General features: G+C 72.8%; 20 protein-coding genes. 14 read left to right on the forward strand and 6 right to left on the reverse strand.

From position 1 onward, the window contains the following. Positions 1-14: 14 nt before the first annotated feature. Positions 15-2,177, reverse strand: coding sequence for a prolyl oligopeptidase family serine peptidase (locus AB0C66_RS03090; protein ID WP_362432083.1), 2,163 nt, complete (start codon positions 2,175-2,177; stop codon positions 15-17). 433 nt (positions 2,178-2,610) lie between these two features. Here AB0C66_RS03090 and AB0C66_RS03095 point away from each other — a divergent pair, with 433 nt between their 5' ends. From AB0C66_RS03095 to AB0C66_RS03130, 8 genes are all read left to right on the forward strand, one after another. Continuing rightward, the gene (locus AB0C66_RS03095) at positions 2,611-2,805 is read left to right on the forward strand and encodes a hypothetical protein (protein ID WP_176180810.1); all 195 of its coding nucleotides are present in this window, start codon (positions 2,611-2,613) and stop codon (positions 2,803-2,805) included. Between the two features lie 86 nt (positions 2,806-2,891). Then, positions 2,892-3,776 carry an N-acetyl-1-D-myo-inositol-2-amino-2-deoxy-alpha-D-glucopyranoside deacetylase gene (mshB, locus tag AB0C66_RS03100; RefSeq protein WP_362432085.1) on the forward strand — a complete coding sequence of 295 codons (885 nt, stop codon included), beginning with the start codon at positions 2,892-2,894 and terminating at the stop codon, positions 3,774-3,776. After that, entirely contained in the window at positions 3,773-4,141 is a 369-nt protein-coding gene (locus AB0C66_RS03105) for a DUF6113 family protein (protein ID WP_362432088.1), read from the forward strand. The genes mshB and AB0C66_RS03105 overlap by 4 nt, the downstream gene beginning before the upstream one ends. A gap of 197 nt (positions 4,142-4,338) precedes the next feature. Then, positions 4,339-6,426 carry a hypothetical protein gene (locus tag AB0C66_RS03110; RefSeq protein ID WP_362432090.1) on the forward strand — a complete coding sequence of 696 codons (2,088 nt, stop codon included), beginning with the start codon at positions 4,339-4,341 and terminating at the stop codon, positions 6,424-6,426. Positions 6,427-6,590: 164 nt separating this feature from the next. Further along, positions 6,591-7,553 carry an ABC transporter ATP-binding protein gene (locus AB0C66_RS03115; protein ID WP_362432092.1) on the forward strand — a complete coding sequence of 321 codons (963 nt, stop codon included), beginning with the start codon at positions 6,591-6,593 and terminating at the stop codon, positions 7,551-7,553. Then, positions 7,550-8,293, forward strand: coding sequence for an ABC transporter permease (locus AB0C66_RS03120; protein ID WP_362432094.1), 744 nt, complete (start codon positions 7,550-7,552; stop codon positions 8,291-8,293). The genes AB0C66_RS03115 and AB0C66_RS03120 overlap by 4 nt, the downstream gene beginning before the upstream one ends. 113 nt (positions 8,294-8,406) lie before the next feature. Further along, a complete protein-coding gene (locus AB0C66_RS03125; RefSeq protein WP_362432096.1) occupies positions 8,407-9,660 on the forward strand; it encodes a sensor histidine kinase in 1,254 nt (417 codons plus the stop codon). 144 nt (positions 9,661-9,804) lie between these two features. Further along, positions 9,805-10,410 carry a response regulator transcription factor gene (locus tag AB0C66_RS03130; RefSeq protein ID WP_362432098.1) on the forward strand — a complete coding sequence of 202 codons (606 nt, stop codon included), beginning with the start codon at positions 9,805-9,807 and terminating at the stop codon, positions 10,408-10,410. Positions 10,411-10,441: 31 nt separating this feature from the next. Here the strand turns inward: AB0C66_RS03130 and AB0C66_RS03135 are convergent, their stop codons facing one another. Then, the gene (locus AB0C66_RS03135) at positions 10,442-11,278 is read right to left on the reverse strand and encodes a transglutaminase-like domain-containing protein (RefSeq protein WP_362432100.1); all 837 of its coding nucleotides are present in this window, start codon (positions 11,276-11,278) and stop codon (positions 10,442-10,444) included. Positions 11,279-11,295: 17 nt separating this feature from the next. Beyond that, positions 11,296-12,312 carry a GNAT family N-acetyltransferase gene (locus tag AB0C66_RS03140; protein WP_362432102.1) on the reverse strand — a complete coding sequence of 339 codons (1,017 nt, stop codon included), beginning with the start codon at positions 12,310-12,312 and terminating at the stop codon, positions 11,296-11,298. A gap of 114 nt (positions 12,313-12,426) precedes the next feature. Between AB0C66_RS03140 and fdxA the strand changes: the two genes are divergently transcribed. Beyond that, positions 12,427-12,753, forward strand: a complete 327-nt coding sequence (gene fdxA, locus AB0C66_RS03145) for a ferredoxin (protein WP_014054705.1) — start codon at positions 12,427-12,429, stop codon at positions 12,751-12,753. Positions 12,754-12,922: 169 nt separating this feature from the next. Then, positions 12,923-14,044: a succinyldiaminopimelate transaminase gene (dapC, locus tag AB0C66_RS03150; protein WP_362432105.1), complete on the forward strand. Its 1,122-nt coding sequence runs from the start codon at positions 12,923-12,925 to the stop codon at positions 14,042-14,044. A gap of 76 nt (positions 14,045-14,120) precedes the next feature. Here dapC and AB0C66_RS03155 read toward each other — a convergent pair whose 3' ends face one another. Then, entirely contained in the window at positions 14,121-14,633 is a 513-nt protein-coding gene (locus tag AB0C66_RS03155; protein WP_362432107.1) for an ATP-binding protein, read from the reverse strand. A gap of 463 nt (positions 14,634-15,096) precedes the next feature. Here AB0C66_RS03155 and dapE point away from each other — a divergent pair, with 463 nt between their 5' ends. Both dapE and AB0C66_RS03165 read left to right on the forward strand, forming a co-directional pair. Then, complete coding sequence (dapE, locus tag AB0C66_RS03160; RefSeq protein WP_362432109.1) at positions 15,097-16,167, forward strand: succinyl-diaminopimelate desuccinylase; 1,071 nt, start codon at positions 15,097-15,099, stop codon at positions 16,165-16,167. A gap of 82 nt (positions 16,168-16,249) precedes the next feature. After that, a complete protein-coding gene (locus tag AB0C66_RS03165) occupies positions 16,250-16,999 on the forward strand; it encodes a TIGR00730 family Rossman fold protein (protein ID WP_362432111.1) in 750 nt (249 codons plus the stop codon). A 69-nt stretch (positions 17,000-17,068) separates the two neighbouring features. Here AB0C66_RS03165 and folP read toward each other — a convergent pair whose 3' ends face one another. Continuing rightward, the gene (gene folP, locus AB0C66_RS03170) at positions 17,069-17,929 is read right to left on the reverse strand and encodes a dihydropteroate synthase (RefSeq protein WP_362432113.1); all 861 of its coding nucleotides are present in this window, start codon (positions 17,927-17,929) and stop codon (positions 17,069-17,071) included. A 156-nt stretch (positions 17,930-18,085) separates the two neighbouring features. Here folP and AB0C66_RS03175 point away from each other — a divergent pair, with 156 nt between their 5' ends. Both AB0C66_RS03175 and AB0C66_RS03180 read left to right on the forward strand, forming a co-directional pair. Then, positions 18,086-18,556: a DivIVA domain-containing protein gene (locus AB0C66_RS03175; protein ID WP_362432116.1), complete on the forward strand. Its 471-nt coding sequence runs from the start codon at positions 18,086-18,088 to the stop codon at positions 18,554-18,556. Beyond that, complete coding sequence (locus tag AB0C66_RS03180; protein ID WP_362432119.1) at positions 18,553-19,149, forward strand: DNA-3-methyladenine glycosylase I; 597 nt, start codon at positions 18,553-18,555, stop codon at positions 19,147-19,149. The genes AB0C66_RS03175 and AB0C66_RS03180 overlap by 4 nt, the downstream gene beginning before the upstream one ends. 36 nt (positions 19,150-19,185) lie before the next feature. On the opposite strand, the gene AB0C66_RS03185 is transcribed toward AB0C66_RS03180, so the two are convergent. Continuing rightward, positions 19,186-20,007, reverse strand: coding sequence for an enoyl-CoA hydratase-related protein (locus tag AB0C66_RS03185; protein ID WP_362432121.1), 822 nt, complete (start codon positions 20,005-20,007; stop codon positions 19,186-19,188). Between the last annotated feature and the right edge of the window lie 179 nt (positions 20,008-20,186).

A 20,186-nucleotide genomic window follows, 5' to 3' on the forward strand; every position in this document is an offset into this window, starting at 1 on the left:
GCCGGATGGGTCCGTTACCGCAGCCCCAGGGACCGTTTGAGGAAGTCCACCTGGAGCAGCAGCAGATTCTCCGCGACCTGCTCCTGCGGGGTCATATGGGTCACCCCGGACAGCGGCAGCACCTCATGGGGACGGCCCGCGGCCAGCAGCGCCGAGGAGAGCCGCAGGCTGTGCGCGACGACCACATTGTCGTCCGCCAGCCCGTGGACGATCATCATCGGCCGCACCGTCTCCGCCGCGCCGGACAGCCCCTCGTCGGTCACCAGCGAGTTGGCGGCGTAGACCTCGGGCTGCTCGTCCGGCCGGCCCAGGTACCGCTCCATGTAGTGGGTGTCGTACAGCCGCAGATCGGTCACCGGGGCGCCGACCACCCCCGCGTGGAAGACGTCGGGGCGGCGCAGCACGGCGAGTCCGGCCAGATAGCCGCCGTAGGACCAGCCGCGGATGGCCACCTTCGTCAGATCCAGCGGAAAGCGCCCGGCCAGCGCGGTGAGCGCGGCCACCTGGTCCTCCAGTGAGACGGCCGCGAGATCGTCACGTACCGCCTTCTCCCAGCCGGGGGAGCGGCCGGGGGTGCCGCGGCCGTCGGCCACGATCACCGCGAAGCCCTGGTCGGCGAACCACTGCGAGGTCAGATGGGCGTTGTGGGCGGCCATCACACGCTGGCCGTGCGGACCGCCGTACGGATCCATCAGCACCGGCAGCGGGCCGTCGCCCTCGGTGTAGCCGGTCGGCAGCAGGACGGCGCAGGGGATGTCGCGCTTGCCCGCGAACACCAACTGCGGGCGCGCGGTGAGCACCGGGCGCTCCGCGTACGAGGCGATCTCCGCGAGGGGTTCGGCCGTGCCGTGGTCCCCGGGCCGGAAGATCTCCACCCGTGTCCCGGGCTGCTCCAGACCGGCGTACGACAGGGCGATCACCTCGCCGCCGCGCGCGGCCGAGTGCACCGCGGGGAACGGCCGCTTGCCGACCGGCTCCCAGCCGCCCTGGTCGCCGCTCCCGCGGAACCAGGCGCGGTGGACATCGATCTCACCGGGCAGTTCGGGAAGGCCCGCCCCGTCCCCGGGGGACGCGGAGAAGAGCACGTCCTCCTCGCCGACGCTGAGGACGGCGCGCACCTGGAGGGCACCGGAGGTGAGTTTGCGGTCGCCGACCATCAGCACCCGGGCGCCGCCCTCGTCCGCGATCCGCACAAGCCGACCATCTTGCGTCCATGTCGGCACGCCGGGGAAAAGATCCAGCCAAACCGAGTCCTCGTCGACATGGACCGTGCTGGTCCGTCCGGTCTCGGTGTCCACGGCCAGATAGAGCTGGCTGCGCTGGTCCCGCGCCTGCACCAGGAGGAGCGGCGGACCGTAGGACGACCAGTGCACCTGGGCCAGGTAGGGATAGCGCTGCCGGTCCCACTCGACCTCGGTACGGGAGCCGTCAAGCCCCAGCAGCAGCAGCCGTACCTCGGCGTTGGGCGTGCCCGCGGCCGGGTAGGCGATCTCGGCGGGCTCCCGGTCGGGGTGGGCGGGGTCGGCGATCCACCAGCGGCGTACGGGGGCGTCGTCCACCCGCGTGACCAGCAGCGCGTCCCCGTCGGGCGACCACCAGAAGCCGCGCGAGCGGTGCATCTCCTCGGCCGCGATGAACTCCGCGAGGCCGTAGCTGACGGTGCTGTCCTCCGGTGCGGCGAGCGCCCGGTCGCCCTCGCCGTCGGCGCCGACCACCCGCAGCGCGCCGTCGGCCGCATAGGCGATATGGCGGCCGTCGGGGGAGGGCCGCGGATCCACCACCGGGCCCGGAACGCGCAGTTCACGGCTGGCGCCGCCGGTCAGATCGGCGGTGAACAGCCTCCCGGAGAGGGAGAAGGCGGCCAGCTCCACGGCCGCGTCCACCGCGTAGCCGACCACTCCGGCCGACCCCTCGCGGCTGCGCTCGCGCCGCGCCCGCTCCTCGGCCGACAGCTCCTCCTCGGCGCCGCCGAGCAGCTCGGCGGGGTCCGCGACCGGGTACTCCCGGCGCCCGGCGAGGTCGTACACCCACAAAAGCCCCGTCCGGTCGGTGCCGGTGCGGGACCGCAGGAAGACGACGCGCGAGTCGTCGGGGGCCACGGTGAGGGCCCGGGGCGCCCCGAGGGTGAAACGCTGGGTGCGCGCGTGTTGCCGAGGGAACGAGAGCTGTCCGGTCATAGGGCGAGCGTACGTGGCCGGTTGATCTCCAGGGGGCGGATGGCCCGATCGGCGCGGACCGCGGAGCCGGGCGGAACCCCGGGCGCCGACCCGGTGGGAAACCCCGGCGCGGGCTCCGGCGGAACCCCGGCGCCGAGCCCGGCGGAACACCGGCGCGGGCGGCCCGGGCGAGGCCCCTTGCCGACGGCACAGTCCGGCCGGGAGGGCGTCCGGATCAAGCCAGCCCGGACGGCGCCGATATGGCGCATAACCAGCGTGAAGTGCCCCTGCCAGCAGGCCAGTTCGTGCATTCAGGCATGCGCCCCTGTCATGCTCCCGTGCACCGAGTCGTGCGCACGCGCCCATAGTTATGATCGATTGCGCATAGTGGGTAGGGCCCCCGTGGCATCAATAAGTTGTCCGTCCGAGCGCGTGTACCTGGAGGTGAGCCGCTGTGGCGCTCTCGATTTCACTGGTAGTGCTGCTGCTGATCATCGTCTTCATGCTCGTCAACAAAGCGGGGCTGAAGGCGGGGCACGCGATCATCTGTGTGCTCCTCGGCTTCTACCTCGCCAGCTCGTCGGTGGCACCGACCATCGACGACCTCACCACCAATGTGGCGGACATGATCGGTGACGTGGATCTCTGACCCCTCGGGTGGACGGTCGCCCGGTCGCGGCAGGGGTGTCGCGGCGTGCGCTATGGGCACGGTTGTGCGAATCGTAGGCTGTGCCCATGACCGCTCTTCCCGCCCGTCGTCTGCTGCTGGTGCACGCGCATCCGGACGACGAGTCGATCAACAACGGCGCGACCATGGCCAGGTATGCCGCCGAAGGTGCCCATGTCACGCTGGTGACCTGCACCCTCGGTGAGGAGGGCGAGGTCATCCCGCCCGAGCTGGCCCATCTCACGGCCGACCGTGACGACGCGCTGGGTCCGCACCGGATCGGTGAACTGGCCGCGGCGATGGCGGCCTTGGGGGTCGAGGACCACAGATTCCTCGGTGGACCCGGCCGCTACCGCGACTCGGGGATGATGGGCGTCCCGCAGAACGACCGCCCGGACTGCTTCTGGCAGGCCGACCTCGACGAGGCCGCGGGCCATCTGGTGGCGGTGATCCGCGAGGTCCGCCCACAGGTCATGATCGCCTACGACCGGAACGGGGGCTACGGCCACCCCGACCACATCCAGGCCCACCGCGTCGCGATGCGCGCCTTCGAGCTGGCGTCGGACGCCGCCTTCCGCCCCGGGCTGGGCGCCCCCCACGAGGTCGCCAAGGTCTACTGGAACTGTGTGCCGCGCTCGGCGGTCGAGGAGGGGTTCGCCCGGCTGCGGGCGGCGGGCCGGGAGACGCCCTTCCCGGGTATCGCGTCGGCCGACGATGTGCCCGGTGTGGTGGACGACGCCGAGGTGACCGCGGCTGTCGATGGCGGCGGCCACGCCGCGGCGAAAACCGCGGCCATGCGCGCCCACGCCAGTCAGATCGCGGTGGACGGCCCCTTCTTCGCCCTCTCCAACGACCTCGGCCAGCCGCTCTTCGTGCGTGAGCACTACCGGCTCGTCCGGGGTGCGGCCGGGGCGGACCGCGAGGACGACCTCTTCGCGGGGGTGGCCGCATGACCGCCGCACGCCTGGGCGGGTACGTACTGCTCGCCGTGATGGGGGCGCTGGTGGGCGTCGCGGGCGCGCTGGTCCAAGCCGCCTGGTTCCCCGGCGGATTGCTGCTGGCACTGCTCGGCGTGGTGGCGCTGTGCTACGGCGGGCTCAAGGCCACCGGCACCCGGATGGGCGGTGGAGTGCCCGCCGGGGCCTGGACGGTCACGGTGCTGCTGCTCACCTCCACCCGCCCGGAAGGGGACTTCCTCTTCGGCGCGGGACTGGGGCCGTATGTCTTCCTGCTGGGCGGGATGTTCGCCGGTGTGATCTGCGCCACGTTGCCGCTGGTCCCGCAACCGGCCGCGCGCTCCGCCCGACTTGATAAGTGACGTGACGTTTCCGTCGGGTACGTCCCCTGGGTGCGCGTGACGCATCCACGTCGCCCGGCGCTGACCGGAGAAGTGCGTCACAGGGGTGATCCGACGGCCGTCAAGTGTGCCACCGCGGCGCCCAGTAAGGTGGTGCGCGCCGCCGAGCCGCCCGCGCGAGGTCTGACGGGCGGCGGAGCTAACTGGGAGAACCTGCTTTGAGCCGTGAATCTGACAGTTCGTCCTCCGGGGCCCGGGGGGGAAGCGGCGGTGCCGCCTACCCGTCGGGCACACCGCCGTACGGATCGCGCCAGTCCCCGTCACTGAACCGGACACCGGAGGCCCCGCAGGGCGCATCCGGCGACGGCGAGGGGCGTGCCGCGGCCAAGCCGGAGGAGCCGAAGACCGAGACCACGCTGACGACCCGGATCCGGATCAATATCCCCGGTTCCCGGCCGATCCCCCCGGTCGTCATGCGCAAGCCCATGGGTGAGGACGGCGTTCCGGCCCCCCGCTCCGGTGAGGACGACGGTCCCGACGAGCACACCGGCGCCATCCCGCGGCCCGAGGCCGCCGCCGCGCCGGAGGCCGCTCCGGCCGAGACCGGTGCCGACGGTGCGGACGGCAGGGGCGCGAAGGGGGACGCCGAGCGCACCAGCGACTGGTTCGCGCCCCGCAAGCCCCGGAGCAACTCGTCGACCGGGAACCACCCGCGGCCGCCCGTGCCCCCGTCGCCGGAGACCACGCAGGGCTTCCCCATGCCGTCCGGTCCGGAGACCACGCAGGGTTTCCCCGCGCCGTCCGGCCCGGAGACCACGCAGGGCTTCCCCATGCCGTCCGGTCCGGAGACCACCCAGGGCTTCCCCGCACCCCAGGTCGGCGCCGACCCCACCGCCGACCTGCCGTACTTCACCGACGCCCCCGCGGGCGGCGGTTTCCCGGGCGACCCGACGCCCCATGGCGCGACCGGCGGTCCGGCCACCGGCGACATGCTGATGCCGCCCGGTCTCGGCGGCGGACCGCACGACGACGAGCTGCCGCCCCCGCCGGGCGGCCCCGTCCCCGGCCCGTTCGACGGCGACCAGCGCACGCCACACGGCGGAGTGGGCCCGCTCGGCCACGGCGGCCCCGACAGCGACCGGCCGCTGTTCCGCGACCCCGACCCCACCCCGGGCGGCGGGGTGCCGCCCGAGCAGATCTCCAGCGACACGCTGGTCAGCGGGATCCCCAGGGTGCCCCCGGCCGGTAACCGGCCGCCCGCCCCACCCGCCGGAGGCGGCCCCGCCGCGCCCGCCGGGGACAGCGCCCCGCCGAGCAACACGGCCCCGTCCGCCCCGGCGGCCGGGAAGCCGAAGAAGAAGGGCCGCTCCAAGCTGGTCATGGTGGGCGCCCTGCTGGTCGTGGTGGCCGGTGGCGCGTACAGCGCCGGTCTGGTGATGAACCACGCCGACGTCCCCAACGGCACCATGGTGCTCGGCGTCGACATCGGCGGCACCTCCAAGGAAGTCGCCGTCGACAAGCTGGACACCGCGCTCGGCAAGCGCACCACCGCCCCGCTGAAGGTGTCGGTGGACGGTGAGCAGAAGGAGATCAAGCCGTCCGTCGCGGGTCTGGCCATGGACACCGAGACCACCGTCCGCAATGTCTCGGGCCGTGACTACAACCCCATCACGGTCATCGGCTCGCTCTTCGGCGGCACCCATGAGGCCGAACCCGAGGTGACGGTCGACGAGGAGAAGCTGCGGGACGCCCTGGAGCGGCTCGCGGGCACCTCCGGCACCGCCCGCGAGGGCACCATCACGTTCACCTCCGGCCGGGCCGTCCCGGTGTACGGCAAGGCGGGCAAGGCGCTGGACATCGATCAGGCGGTCAACGCCGTCTCCGCGGCCTACCGCGAGCGGGCCGCGACCGGCACGGACAAGGTCATCAAGCTGCCGGTCAGCGTCAAGGAGCCGACGGTGAGCAAGGCCGAGGTCGACAACAAGCTGAAGACCTTCGCCAAGCCCGCGATGTCCGGCCTGGTGACCGTGCAGACCGACCCCCAGCACTCGCTCCAGTTCAGCCCCGAGCGGTCGCTGCCGAAGATCCTCTCGATGCGGGTGGTCAACGGCAAGCTGGTGCAGCACTACGACCTCGCGGTGCTCAAGCAGCTCTACGGCTCCACCTTCGACGGCGTACAGATCGAGCGCGGCAACGGCTCCAAGAAGCCGGTCAGCCCGCAGGACGTGGTCGTGGCGCTCAGCAAGGCGCTGGCCGGGAAGACGGCCGCCGAGCGCGTCGGGGTCATCGACACCAGCCCCAACTGAGCCCCGACGGCAGCCTCGCGCACGGCCCCCGCCCGGCACCGGGCGGGGGCCGCGTCATGTCCCGTGCCCATCGGAGCGGCGCCACCGGACCATGACATCTGTCATCCCGAGGTCACGACCGCTGACACTGCCGGGCGCGCCCCGCCGTCGGCGAGGCTGTGTCCATGACCGCAACGACCGCACTGTCCGCCTCCGGCACCGGGAGCGGCGCCACGGACCCCGCACCCGCCGTCCGCTTCGAGCGGGTGACCAAGAACTACGGTGACGTCCGCGCCGTGGACGGGCTCGACCTCACCCTCCACCCGGGGGAGACCGTCGCCCTGCTCGGCCCCAACGGCGCGGGCAAGTCCTCCACCCTCGATCTGCTGCTCGGGCTGCGCCACCCCGACTCCGGCAGCGTCGAGGTCTTCGGCACCACCCCGCGACAGGCCATCGCCCGCGGCCGGGTGGGCGCCATGCTCCAGAGCGGCTGTCTGATGGAGGAGGTCACGGTACGGGAGTTGGTGGGTCTCGCCTGCGATCTGCACCCCAAGGGCCATCCGGTGGATCAGGTGCTGGAGCAGGCGGGCATCACCGAGATCGCCGACCGCAAGGTCAACAAGCTCTCCGGCGGCCAGGAGCAGCGGGTGCGCTTCGCGTTCGCCACCGCGGGCGCCTCCGATCTGATCCTGCTGGACGAGCCGACCACCGGGATGGACGTCTCGGCCCGGCAGACCTTCTGGGACGCCATGCGGACCCAGGCGCGGCAGGGCCGGACGATCCTCTTCGCCACCCACTACCTCGAGGAGGCGGACGCGATCGCCGACCGGGTGATCGTGCTGCACCGCGGCCGGGTGCTGGCCGACGGCTCCTCGGCCGAGATCAAGGCGATGGCCGGAGCCCGCCGGATCTCCTTCGCCCTGGACACCCCGCCCGACGGGGCGGCGCTGCGCGCGCTGCCCGCGCTCAGCGGGATCGAGATCTCGGGCCGCACGGTGCGGATCCGCTCCACCGACGCGGACGCCACCGTGCACGCCGTCTACGGTCTCGGGCTGTATCCGCGCGGTCTGGAGGTCGCCGGACTCGGCCTGGAACAGGCGTTCCTCACCCTCACCGACGCCGCGACGCAGAAGGAGTCGGCCCGATGAAGACCCTGGTCATCCTCGAGATCAAGCGCACCCTGCGGAACAAGAAGTTCATGTTCTTCACGGTGATCTATCCCTCGGCGCTCTTCCTGATGATCGCGGGCACCGCGGAGCGCACGGACCTCGTCCCGCACACCGATCTGACGATGCCGCTGTACTACACCGTCGCCATGGCCTCCTTCGGGGCGCTCACCGCCGCCCTGATGGGCAACAGCGAGCGGATCGCCAAGGAGCGCGAGGGCGGCTGGGTGCGTCAGCTGCGGCTGACCCCGCTGCCGGGGCGCGGCTATGTCCTGGCGAAGATCGCCGCGGCGGCCGTCGCCACCCTCCCGTCGATCGTGGTCGTCTTCGTCGTGGCCGCCACCACCAAGGGCGTGCGGCTCGACGCCCCCTGGCAGTGGTTCGCGCTGACCGGCGCGATCTGGGCCGGTTCGCTGGTCTTCGCCGCGCTGGGGGTGGCCATCGGCTATCTGGCCACCGGGGACGCGGTACGCCCGCTGACGATGATCATCTACTTCGGTCTGTCGATCCTCGGCGGTCTGTGGATGCCGACCACCACCTACCCCCGGTGGCTCCAGGACATCGCCGGATATCTGCCCACCCACGCCTACGCGGCGCTGGGCCAGGCCATCGAGGTGGGCGACGCGCCACAGGCGAAGGACGTCGTGCTGCTCGCCTGCTATCTGGCACTCTTCGCGGGCGCGGCGGCGTGGCTGTACCGCAAGGACACCCGTAAGGCGTGAGGGACGCCGTAAGGCGTGAAAGATGCCGTAAGGCGTGAAGCGCACCCGTAAGGCATGACCGAGGGCGTGGCCCCGAGGTGTGGCCCGAGGCGTGATCCCAGGAGAGAAGAACCATGGCTGACCGGGCCGAGTGGACCGACGGCGATCCGGAGTGCCGCCCCGGCGGGCTCCGCCGGCCGACCTGGTGGGCCGACGCGATGGCGTACGACGACGAGAACGACCAGCTGGCCTCCGTCGGGCAGCCCCCAGAGAACCGTCGGCAGGCCCTGGTCAAGCTGATGTGGATCGGGATCTGGATGGCCTATATGGGCGCGCCGGTGAGCGATCTCGCCGACGGCAACCACACCGCCCTGGGCACCGTGTGCGGCGGGCTCGGCCTGCTGGTCTTCGTCGCCATCTATCTGATGCTGGTCTTCCGGCACACCGGGCGGGCGCTGAGCCGGGCCACGGTCCTGGGGGCGCTGGGCACGATCGGCACGCTCGCCGCCGTGCTCACCCTCACCATGGGCGATGACTGGCTGGTGCTCTCCGTCTATGTGTCCGTCGCCCTCGGGGCGGTGCTGCCGCTGCGGCTGTCGGGCTGGGCGATCCCGCTGAACACGGCGTTCATGGTGGGCATCGGAGTGCTGGTGCACGGTTCGCACGGATTGGTGTCCGCCCTGGTCATCCCCTCGCTGCTCGGCGGCTTCGCGATGAGCGGGGTGCGGCAGATGGTCCGCACCACCCGGGCGCTGCGCGCCGCCCGCGCCACCGTGGCCCAGCTCGCCGCCAACGAGGAGCGGCTGCGGCTCGCCCGCGATCTGCACGATCTGCTGGGCCACTCGCTCTCCCTGATCACTCTCAAGTCCGAACTGGCCGGGCGGATGCTCCCGGACTCGCCCGAGCAGGCCGCCCAGCAGGTCGCCGACATCGAGAAGGTCAGCCGACAGGCGCTGGTGGACGTGCGCGAGGCCGTCAGCGGCTTCCGCCGCCCCACCCTGGCGACCGAGCTGGCCGGGGCCCGTACGGCGTTCACCGCCGCCGGGGTCGCCGCCGACCTCGACCGGGTCCCGGCCGGTCACCCCGGGCTCACCGCCGACCAGGAAGGGGCGCTGGCCTGGGCGCTGCGGGAGGCGGTCACCAATGTGGTGCGGCACTCCGGGGCCCGGCGCTGCGCGGTACGCCTTGAGGAGTCGGGCGGGGACCTGTGTCTGACCGTCCAGGACGACGGGCGGGGGGTGACCGGCCCGCCCGGCACCGGGCTGACCGGGCTCGAGGAACGGCTCCAGCTGGCCGGTGGCCGTCTGGAGACCGGGCCCGGCGAGGACGGCGGCTTCACCCTCCGCGCCTGTGTGCCGCTGTCCCGCGGGGCGGCCGTGGAGTACTGAGACCGGGCCGCCCGCTCCGTCACCGGCCCCGTGCCGCGTAGCCGGAAGGCGCCCGCCTACGGCCGGTACGAGGGCGCCATGACGCGGCCGCGGACGAACGACCGCACGTCGCGGCGGTTCCCGCGGAGCGCTTAGGCTTCCGGTGTGATCCGGGTACTGCTGGCCGAGGACCAGTCCATGGTGCGTGAGGCGCTGGCCGCCCTGCTCGGCCTGGAGGACGAGATCGAGGTCGTCGCGCAGGTGGCGCGCGGGGACGAGGTGGCGGACGCGGTCCGCGCCCAGCGGCCCGATGTCGCCCTGCTGGACATCGAGATGCCCGGGCTGACCGGGATCGAGGCCGCCGCCGCGCTGCGCGCCGAGCACCCCGCGGTGAAGATCGTCATTCTCACCACCTTCGGCCGCCCCGGCTATCTGCGCCGGGCGATGGAGTCCGGCGCGGACGCCTTCCTGGTCAAGGACGCCCCCGCGGCCCAACTCGCGGACGCGGTCCGACGGGTGCTGCGCGGGGAGCGGGTCATCGATCCGACCCTCGCCGCCGCCGCGCTGGTGGACGGGGCGAGCCCGCTGACCGCGCGCGAGCGCGAGGTGCTGCGCGCCTCGGCGGACGGCTCCACCAACGCCGAACTGGCCCGCGCCCTGAACCTGTCGCAGGGCACGGTCCGCAACTACCTCTCCACGGCCATCCAGAAGACCGCCGCTCGCAACCGCGCGGAAGCGGTCCGTATCGCCCTGGACAAGGGCTGGCTGTAGCGGTCCGGCGGGGCCGGCCCGGCGTCCGCGGTCAGTTGAGCATCGCGCGGGCCGCGCGCGCCTGGCGCCGTACCGCCTCCGCCGCCTCGGGCTCCACCGCGGCCACCACCTCCGCGTACTCCTCGAGCTCCTTCGCCCCGGCGATGAACTCGCCCCGCTCGACCAGCAGTTGGGCCCGCTCGTAGCGCAGCCGGGCCGGATGGCTGGGCAGCAGCAGCGACAGCTCGATCGCCCACAGCCGGACATCGGTGCGCTCGGGGCGGGCGGTGGCCCAGGCGCGGATGTTGTTGAGGATCCGCAGCACGATGTCCTGCGGAGTGGACGGGGTGAGCAGCGAAGGCGCCAGTGGGGTGCCCGTGGCACCGGCCACCAGCGTCGCCGCGTCCTCGGCCGACAGCGTCCGGCCCCCGTCGAACGGATCGACCAGCACATGGTGTCCGTGGGGATCGCCGAAGCCCACCACGAAGTGGCCCGGCAGCCCGACCCCGTACACCGGCGCCCCCGCCCGCCGCGCCACTTCGATCCACACCACCGACAGCAGGATCGGCAGCCCGCGGCGGCGCTCGAGCACCTCGTGCAGAAGGGAGGACTCCAGCCGCCGGTAGTCGGCCGCGGCGCCCCCGAAGCCGTGCTCCTCGCCGAGCACCCGGGCCAGCGCGGCGGCCCAGCCCTCGGGCCCGCCGGGGGAGAAGGGCACCAGACCGGCCAGCCGGTCCAGCTCGATCTGGGCCCGGTCAAGACCGTCCTCGTCCAGCCCGGCGTCCGCCTCCATGCCCACCAGCAGGCACAGCAGCGCCAGATCGGGGCGCTCCTCGCGGGCCGCCTCGGCGAATCTCCGGTGCCGGGAGGCGTCGTTCCTCTGCGACATGGTGGTCCGTCACCCGCTCAGTGGGCGGCGCCGTGCGGGGCGCGCCAGTGGTGGTAGGTGTGGTGGACGGTGAACCCCATGTCCTCGTAGAGCGCGTGGGCACCGTCGTTGTCCGTCTCGACCTGGAGATATCCGGCCGAGGCCCCCTCGTCCAGGGCCTTGCGGGCCAGTGCGGTCATCACCGCCCGGGCCAGCCCCTGCCGCCGCCGCTCCGGGGCGACCTCCACCGCCGCGAACCCGGCCCAGCGGCCGTCCACCACCAATCGCCCGATCGCGGCCGGGACCTCGTCCCCGGCCGCGCCGCCTATCGTCGCGAACCACACCGAGGGCCCGCCGGAGAGCACCGCCCGCACCTCGGGGGAGGGGGCGGCGGAGCGCTGGTAGCGGGTCAGCCAGGCGTCGTCGATCCGGCGGGAGAGCGCCACGGCCGAGATATCCGCGTCCCCGTCGGCGACCGGGGCCAGACCCGCGATCCGCACCCGCGCGGAGACCTCATGGGTCCAGCCGCGCGCGGCCAGTTCCGCGGCCAGCAGCTCCTGGGTGTCCTCGGCGCCGGTGCTGAGCTGGATGTACGCGGGCAGTCCGCGCGCGCCGTACCAGCCGGTCACCCTGTGCAGGGCGGCGTCCAGTGGCAGTCCCGGGTCGCCGAGGGCCAGTACGGAGTTGGCCCGCCGGGTGAATCCGCCGGAGGCCCGCAGGCGCCAATCGCCCAGGGACTCGCTCTCCACCGCGGGCCAGCCGCGCGCGGCGACCCGGTCCAGCTCGCGCGCGCTCGCGGCCGGGCCGCGGCGGCGGGCCGGAGCGGCGGGCACCACCTTGCCCGCCACCAGCGAGGGGCGCGCGATCCGCACGGCTTCCCCGGTGCGCCGGGTGACACACAGCACATCTCCGGTCCACGATGTGAGAACCCCGACCACGTCGGTGAAGGTCGCGTGCGGGTCGGCGGCCCCGGTCAAAAGCCGTACCGAGACGCGTTTGCCCACGTCAGCCGGGGTGATCCGGACCTCGAGACGTCCGCCGGTGGTGAAATCCACAGCTGTGTCAGCCCCTCATGTGCGTCTGGTGCCCCGGAACGGCGATACTAGGTGCGGGCATCGACGACGCCGCGCTCCCGCGCGATAGCAGCCCTAACGAGGAGGAACGACAGCGTGACCTACGTCATCGCGCAGCCTTGTGTCGACCTGAAGGACAAGGCGTGCATCGAGGAGTGCCCCGTCGACTGTATCTACGAGGGCCAGCGGTCCTTGTACATCCACCCGGACGAATGCGTCGACTGCGGAGCCTGTGAGCCGGTCTGCCCGGTCGAGGCCATCTTCTACGAGGATGACACTCCGGAGGAGTGGAAGGATTACTACAAGGCGAACGTCGAGTTCTTCGACGAGCTCGGCTCGCCCGGTGGCGCGAGCAAGCTCGGTCTGATCGAGCGCGACCACCCCTTCATCGCCGCCCTGCCGCCTCAGGAGCACGACGAGTGAACCTGCGCTGGCGCTAGGGCGTGTCCGCCCCTCGGACCCGTGCGCGGGTCCTGGGCGCAGCCCTCGGTCCCGTACGGCCTGTGGCCTGCGGGGCCGGTCTGTTTTCCCGGTCGGCCACCGGGTTCCCCGGCCGGCCGACCGGGCTGCTTACGACGAAAGCGAGCCACCCGTGCCACCCGTCTCCGCCCGCCTCCCGGTCTTCCCCTGGGACCGGCTCGAACCGTACAAGGCGACCGCCGCGGCCCACCCCGACGGCATCGTGGACCTCTCGGTGGGTACGCCGGTCGACCCGGTCCCGGACGCGATCCAGCGGGCGCTGTCCGGCGCCGCCGACAGCCCCGGCTACCCCACCGTATGGGGCACCGCCGCGCTGCGGGACGCGCTGACCGGCTGGGTGGAGCGGCGCCTCGGCGCCACCGGGGTCCGCCATACCGAGGTGCTGCCGGTGGTCGGCTCCAAGGAGCTGGTGGCCTCACTCCCCACCCAGCTGGGGCTCGGCCCCGGGGACCGCGTCGCCTTCCCCCGGCTGGCCTACCCGACCTACGAGGTGGGCGCGCGGCTGGCGGGTGCCGAACCGGTCCCGTACGACGTGGAGGTCTTCGCGGGCGGTGCCGCGGGCGAGGGGCTGGACCCGGCCGGGCTCAAGCTGCTGTGGCTGAACTCCCCGTCCAACCCCACCGGCCGGGTGCTGTCGGCCGATGAGCTGCGCGCGGCCGTGGCCTGGGCCAGGACCCACGGGGTGCTGCTGGTCAGCGACGAGTGCTATCTCGAACTGGGCTGGGAGGCCGAGCCGCGGTCCGTACTGCACCCGGAGATCTCCGGCGGCCGCTTCGAGGGTCTTGTCTCGGTCCACTCGCTGTCCAAGCGGTCCAATCTGGCGGGCTACCGCGCGGCGTTCCTCGCCGGTGACGAGACGGTGCTCGGCGAGCTGCTGAAGATCCGCAAGCACGGCGGGATGATGGTGCCCGCGCCGGTGCAGGCGGCCACGGTCGCGGCGCTGGCCGACGACAAGCACGTGTCCGAGCAGCGGGAGCGCTATGAGCGGCGGCGCACGGCGCTCCGCTCCGCGCTGGAGGGCTTCGGCTTCCGGATCGAGCACAGCGAGGCGTCGCTGTATCTGTGGGCCACCCGTGACGAGCCGTGCTGGGAGACCGTCGGCGCCCTCGCCGAACTGGGCATCCTGGTGGCGCCGGGCGACTTCTACGGTCCGGCGGGCGAGCGGAACGTCCGGGTCGCGTTCACCGCGACCGACGAGCGGGTGGCGGCGGCGGTTCGTCGGCTGACCGCCTGAGCCGTACCGCCTACGGGACGGACACGGGGCCCGGGGAGCGACGCTCTCCGGGCCCCGTGGTGTGCGGTGGGGGCGATCAGCCGCCGATCACCGGCAGACCGCCGAGCGGAAGGCCCTTGAGCGGCAGGTCCGGGCCCTGCGGGCTCGGCGCCTGCTGCGGGGCCTGGGGGGTCTGCGGAACGGCCTTGGTGGCCTTGCCCTTGGCGTGCGCGCCGCCCTTGCCCTTGGCGTGGGCGCCCTTGACGGCCTTGCCCTTGGCCGGGGTGGCCTTCGCCGGAGTGGCCTTGGCCGGGAGGGTCTTGGCCTGCTGGACCGGCTTGGCCGGAGCGGCCTTGCCCGGCAGCACCTCCGTGACGGTCCGTCCGGCCTTGCCGCCGACGTCACCCGCCGTGCTCCCGATCTGCTGCGAGGCGACGTCCGCGACCTGGTCGACGGAGGCGGTGTCCAAGGCGCTCAGCCCGCCCAGCTTGGGCTGCGGCAGGGCCGTTTCCGCCGCACTCGCGGCGCCGGCGGTGGCGACAACGGGAGCGGCGCCGGCGGCGACCAGCAGCGCGGCCCGAGCGATCCGACGCGTGAGAGGGAGGGACATGATGCTCCTTTGACGGAGGGACAATTGGCGTGCGGTGTCCGGTGATCGGACGTTGTGCATACCGACGCGGGCGGCGTGAAAGTTGCGGTGCCCCCAGGCAAAGAATTGGCAATGCGTCGCATAATCCGCTTCGGTTCGCATTCCTCGTGCGTGCGGTGGCCCGGTGGTTCCACGGGTGTTCGGGCAGCTGGGCTGAGCTGGGGAGATCCATCGCGCTACGGCGTGAGAACGAGCCGGACGCGGTCCGCTCCGGAACTCTTCCCGGAGGTGTGCCGACCGTCCCTGGAATTCCCGGCATTCCCTACTCGCATTCCGTAGGAGACGCGTTCGATACGCAGCTCGTCCGAGTGAGCCGGCGCCACACGGTTACGGGAGTCCCGAGGGCCGGCCGGGTAAGTGGGAAGAGGCGGGCGAGACCAGGCGCGGCGCGGCCGGGAGGGCCCCGCGCGTTAGGGTCGCGGGTATGGACCACCCACGCCTCGACCTGTCCCTGGACGCGGCCCGGCTCACCGCCCGGCTCGTCGACTTCCCCTCGGTCAGCGGAGACGAGAAGGCCCTCGCCGACGCCGTCGAGCAGGCGCTGCGGGCCCTTCCGCAGCTGACCGTCGACCGCGATGGGGACGCCGTCGTCGCCCGGACGAACCTGGGGCGCGCGGAGCGGGTGGTACTGGCCGGACACCTGGACACGGTGCCGATCGCCGACAACGTACCGTCGCGGCTGGACGGGGACGGTGTGCTGTGGGGCTGCGGCACCTCCGATATGAAGTCCGGGGTCGCCGTGCAGCTGCGGATGGCGGCGACCGTGCCCGCCCCCAACCGCGACCTCACCTTCGTCTTCTACGACCATGAGGAGGTCGCCGCCGAGCTCAACGGCCTGGGACGGCTGGCCGAACGCCACCCCGAGTGGCTGGCCGCCGACTTCGCCGTGCTGCTGGAGCCCACCGACGGCAAGGTCGAGGGCGGCTGCCAGGGCACCCTGCGGGTGCGGGTGGGCACCGAGGGGAAGCGGGCCCACTCGGCCCGCAGCTGGCTCGGGGACAACGCCATCCACAAGGCCGCGCCGGTCCTGTCCCGGCTGGCCGGGTACGTACCGCGCCGGGTGGAGATCGACGGGCTGACCTACCGCGAGGGGCTCAACGCGGTACGGGTCGAGGGCGGTCACGCCAACAACGTCATCCCGGACTCCTGCGCCGTGACCGTGAACTACCGCTTCGCTCCGGACCGTTCGGAGGAGGAGGCGCTCGCCCATGTCCGCGAGGTCTTCGACGGCTTCGCGGTGGAGGTGACCGACAGCGCGCCCGGCGCCCTGCCCGGTCTGAGCCATCCGTCGGCCGCCGCGTTCGTCGAGACCCTCGGTGCCGAGCTCGCCCCCAAGGACGGCTGGACCGACGTCGCCCGCTTCTCGGCGCTCGGGGTGCCCGCGGTCAACTACGGACCCGGTGACCCCAAGCTCGCCCACACCCGCGAGGAGCATGTGCCGACCGCCGCGGTGCTGGAGGCCGAGGAGCGGCTGCGGGCCTGGCTGACCCGCTAGCGTCCGATGGCCGCTGTTCACCGCTCCGGGGGCCTACCCTGAACCTCAGATCTGTGACAGATCTTGGCGAAGGGAGCACACAGTGGGCAATGCCGAGGAAGAGCGAGCGCTGCACGAGCAGCGTCTGGGCCCGGTCGTGCGCCGTCGTCACCAGATGCGGCCCGGGACCACCGACCAGCGACTGCTGGACACCCAGGGCGCCACGCACTGGGTGCACGAGGACCCGTTCCGCGTGCTGCGCATCCAGTCCGAGTTCGTCGAGGGCTTCGGCACCCTGGCGGAGCTGGGCAAGGCGGTCAGCGTCTTCGGATCCGCCCGTACCCCCGAGGGATCGCCGGAGTACCAGGCCGGGGTGCGGATCGGGCGGGCCCTCGCCGAAGCGGGCTTCGGAGTGATCACCGGCGGCGGCCCCGGCGCGATGGAGGCCGCCAACCGCGGTGCGAGCGAGGCGGGCGGCGTCTCCGTGGGCCTGGGTATCGAACTGCCGTACGAACAGGGGCTCAATCCGTACGTCGACATCGGGGTCAACTTCCGCTACTTCTTCGTCCGCAAGACGATGTTCGTGAAGTACGCGCAGGGGTTCGTGGTGCTGCCCGGCGGGCTCGGCACCCTCGACGAGTGCTTCGAGGCCCTCACCCTGGTGCAGACCAAGAAGGTGACCCGCTTCCCGATCGTGCTCTTCGGCAGCTCCTACTGGCGGGGGCTGGTCGACTGGCTGGAGAACACGCTGATCGCGGAGGGCAAGGCGTCCCCGCAGGACCTGGAGCTGTTCCACCTCACCGATGACATCGACGAGGTGGTCGACCTGGTGACCAAGGAGTCCGGCACCTGATCCGGGCCTCTCCGGTAGGCCCCCGGGCCTAGTTCCCGGCGAGCCCCCGGGCCCGTTTCCGGTGGGCTCTCAGGCCAGTCCCCGGCGGGCGACCGCCGGGGGCCGGTGGCCCGCGATGGACGACACCATGTCCAGCACCTGACGCGTCTCCGCCACCTCGTGCACCCGGTAGACCCGCGCGCCGAGCCAGGCCGAGACCGCGGTGGTGGCCAGGGTGCCGAGCACCCGCTCCTTGACCGGGCGGTCCAGCGTCTCGCCCACGAAGTCCTTGTTGGACAGCGACACCAGTACCGGCCAGCCGGTCTCGGTCAGCTCGCCGAGCCGCCGCGTCGCCTCCAGCGAGTGCCGGGTGTTCTTCCCGAAGTCATGGCCCGGGTCGATCATGACCCCGTCCCGTCGCACCCCCAGCGCCACGGCGCGCTCGGCCAGCCCCAGGGTGATCCGCAGGATGTCCGCCACCACATCGTCGTAGGCGATCCGGTGCGGCCGGGTGCGCGGCTCGGCCCCGCCCGCGTGGGTGCACACCAGCCCCGCCCCGTACCGGGCGGCGACCTCCGCGAGCCGGGGATCGACCCCGCCCCAGGCGTCGTTGAGCAGATCGGCGCCCGCCTCGCAGACCGCCTCGGCCACCTCGTGCCGCCAGGTGTCCACGCTGATCACCACGTCCGGATGGCGTCTGCGCACCTCGGCCACGAAGCCGACGGTGCGCCGTGCCTCCTCCTCGGCGCTCACCTCGTCCCCGGGGCCCGCCTTGACCCCGCCGATGTCGATGATGGCCGCGCCGTCGGCGACCGCCTGTTCGACGCGGGTGAGCGCGGGTTCGTCGTGGAAGGTCGCCCCCTGGTCGTAGAAGGAGTCGGGCGTCCGGTTCACGATCGCCATGATCACCCGTTCATCGGCGCCGAACTCACGTCGTCCCAGCCGCAGCATGCACGTCCTCCGCGTTCTTCGCGCTCTTCTGCCCAGCTTCTGTCCAGGGGCGGGAAGCGACGATAGCTGTCGTGGGGGCATGGCACGATCAGAGGCAGACAGATATCGAGGCCGTCGGGCACGGACTCGACGATGCACCCCGGGGAGACGATCACCGTGTTCTTGTTCTTGCTGATCGCGCTGGTCGTAGTGGTCGGCGGGGTCACGCTCGCCGTCGTCGGGGGCGGTCAGGGCGGCACGCTGAGCGAGGCACCCCCGGACCGGCTGGACGACCGGCTGCCCGCCGGCCGGCCCCTGGCCCGCGCGGATGTGGAGGCCCTGCGGCTGCCGATGACCCTGCGCGGCTACCGGATGGCGGATGTCGATGACGCGCTCGGCCGGCTGGGCGCCGAGCTCGCCGAGCGCGACGCCCGGATCGCCGAGCTGGAGGAGGCGCTCGCCGGGGCGCGGGGCGGGAGCCACGGCGGGCCGCCCGCACCACCGGCCGAGCCGGAGCGGGAGGACCACGCCCGGCCCGGCGGTCCCGACGGCATCGAGTCCGACGAGGACGAGCGCGATGTCTTCCGCCCGCCTCGGCGCCATGGCGAGCACGGGGACCGCGGCGGCCATGACGGGTTCGGCGGATGAGCGGCCAGGGCCCGGTCACCGGACCGGACGGACTGCCGCGCTGCCCCTGGGGGCTGGAGTCCCCCGCCATGGCGGACTACCGCGTATACCACGACACCGAATGGGGCCGTCCGGTCCACGGCGACGACGCCCTCTACGAACGCGTCTGCCTGGAGGCGTTCCAGTCCGGGCTGTCCTGGCTGACGATCCTGCGCCGCCGCGAGGGCTTCCGCGCCGCTTTCGCCGACTTCCGGATCGCCAAGGTGGCGGCGTTCACCGAGGCCGACGCGGAGCGGCTGCTCGCCGACCCCGGCATCATCCGCAACCGGGCCAAGATCGCGGCCACCCTCGCCAACGCGCGCGCCGCGGCGGCACTGGCCCCGGGCGAGCTGGACGAGCTGGTCTGGTCCCACGCCCCCGACCCCGGCGGCCGTCCGGTGCCCCGGACCACCGCCGATGTCCCGGCGATCACCGATGAGTCCACGGCGCTCAGCCGCGCCCTCAAGAAGCGCGGCTTCCGCTTTGTCGGGCCCACCACCGCCTATGCCCTGATGCAGGCGTGCGGTCTGGTCGACGACCATCTCGCGGGCTGTTATCTGCGCGGTGCGGAATGAGTCCCGCGGCCGGGGCACCGGGCCGCGGGACCCCGCTCAGCGGCCGGTGAAGCGCGGCTTCTCCTTCTTCACGAAGGCGTCGACGGCGGCGAGATGGTCGTCCGAGGCGCCCAGCCGCCGCTGCAACTCGTCCTCCTTGGCCAGCGCGTCGGTCAGGGTGTGCCCGGCCGCGTAGGCCAGCGACTCCTTGATCGCCGCATAGGCCGCGGTCGGGCCCTGGGCCAGGGTGTGGGCGACCGCCGCCGCCTCGGCCGCCAACTCCGCGGCCGGAACGACGCGGTTGGCGATGCCCAGCTCCAGCGCCTCCTCCGCGCTCACATTGCGGGGGAAGAGCATCAGGTCGGCGGCGCGGCCGTGGCCGACCAGCCGCTGGAGGGTCCAGGAGATCCCGGAGTCGCCGGTGAGCGCCACCGCCGCGAAGGAGGTGTTGAAGCTGGCGGAGTCGGCGACGATCCGGTAGTCGGCGGCCATGGCGAAGCCCGCCCCGGCACCGGCCGCGACCCCATTGACCGCGGCCACCACCGGTTTGGGCATCCCGGCGATCGTGGTCACGATCGGGTTGTAGTGAAGGGCGACCGTGGTCATGGTCGAACCCTCGGTGGCCCCCTCGCCCCGGGCGTGCGCCGCGCGGTCCGCCTCCAGCAGCCCGATGTGCTCCTTGAGGTCCTGGCCGACGCAGAAGGCGCGGCCGGAGCCGGTGAGCAGCACGGCCCGGACGGCCGGGTCCTCGGCGGCGTGCAGCAGTGCGTCGCGCAGCTCCACCTTCATATCGATGCTGAGGGCGTTCATGGCGTCGGGACGATTCAGGGTGATCGTCGCGAGCCCGTCGGTCAGCTCGTAGAGCACGGTGTCGGCCATGGGCGGTCCTCCGGGATATGGCTGGTCGCGGCTGAGGGCGGTGCCGCGTGGCCGGGCCGGGGAACGGGCCCGCCGCGGCGGTCAGCGCTCAGCATGCCGGAGATCATGACCAGGCGACATGCCCCCCTCCCCGAATTGGGTGGATTTGGGGGAGTGGCTCCTGTGGGGGTTGCCGACCG

The sequence above is a fragment of the Streptomyces sp. NPDC048636 genome, assembly GCF_040650655.1.
Lineage (GTDB): Bacteria > Actinomycetota > Actinomycetes > Streptomycetales > Streptomycetaceae > Streptomyces.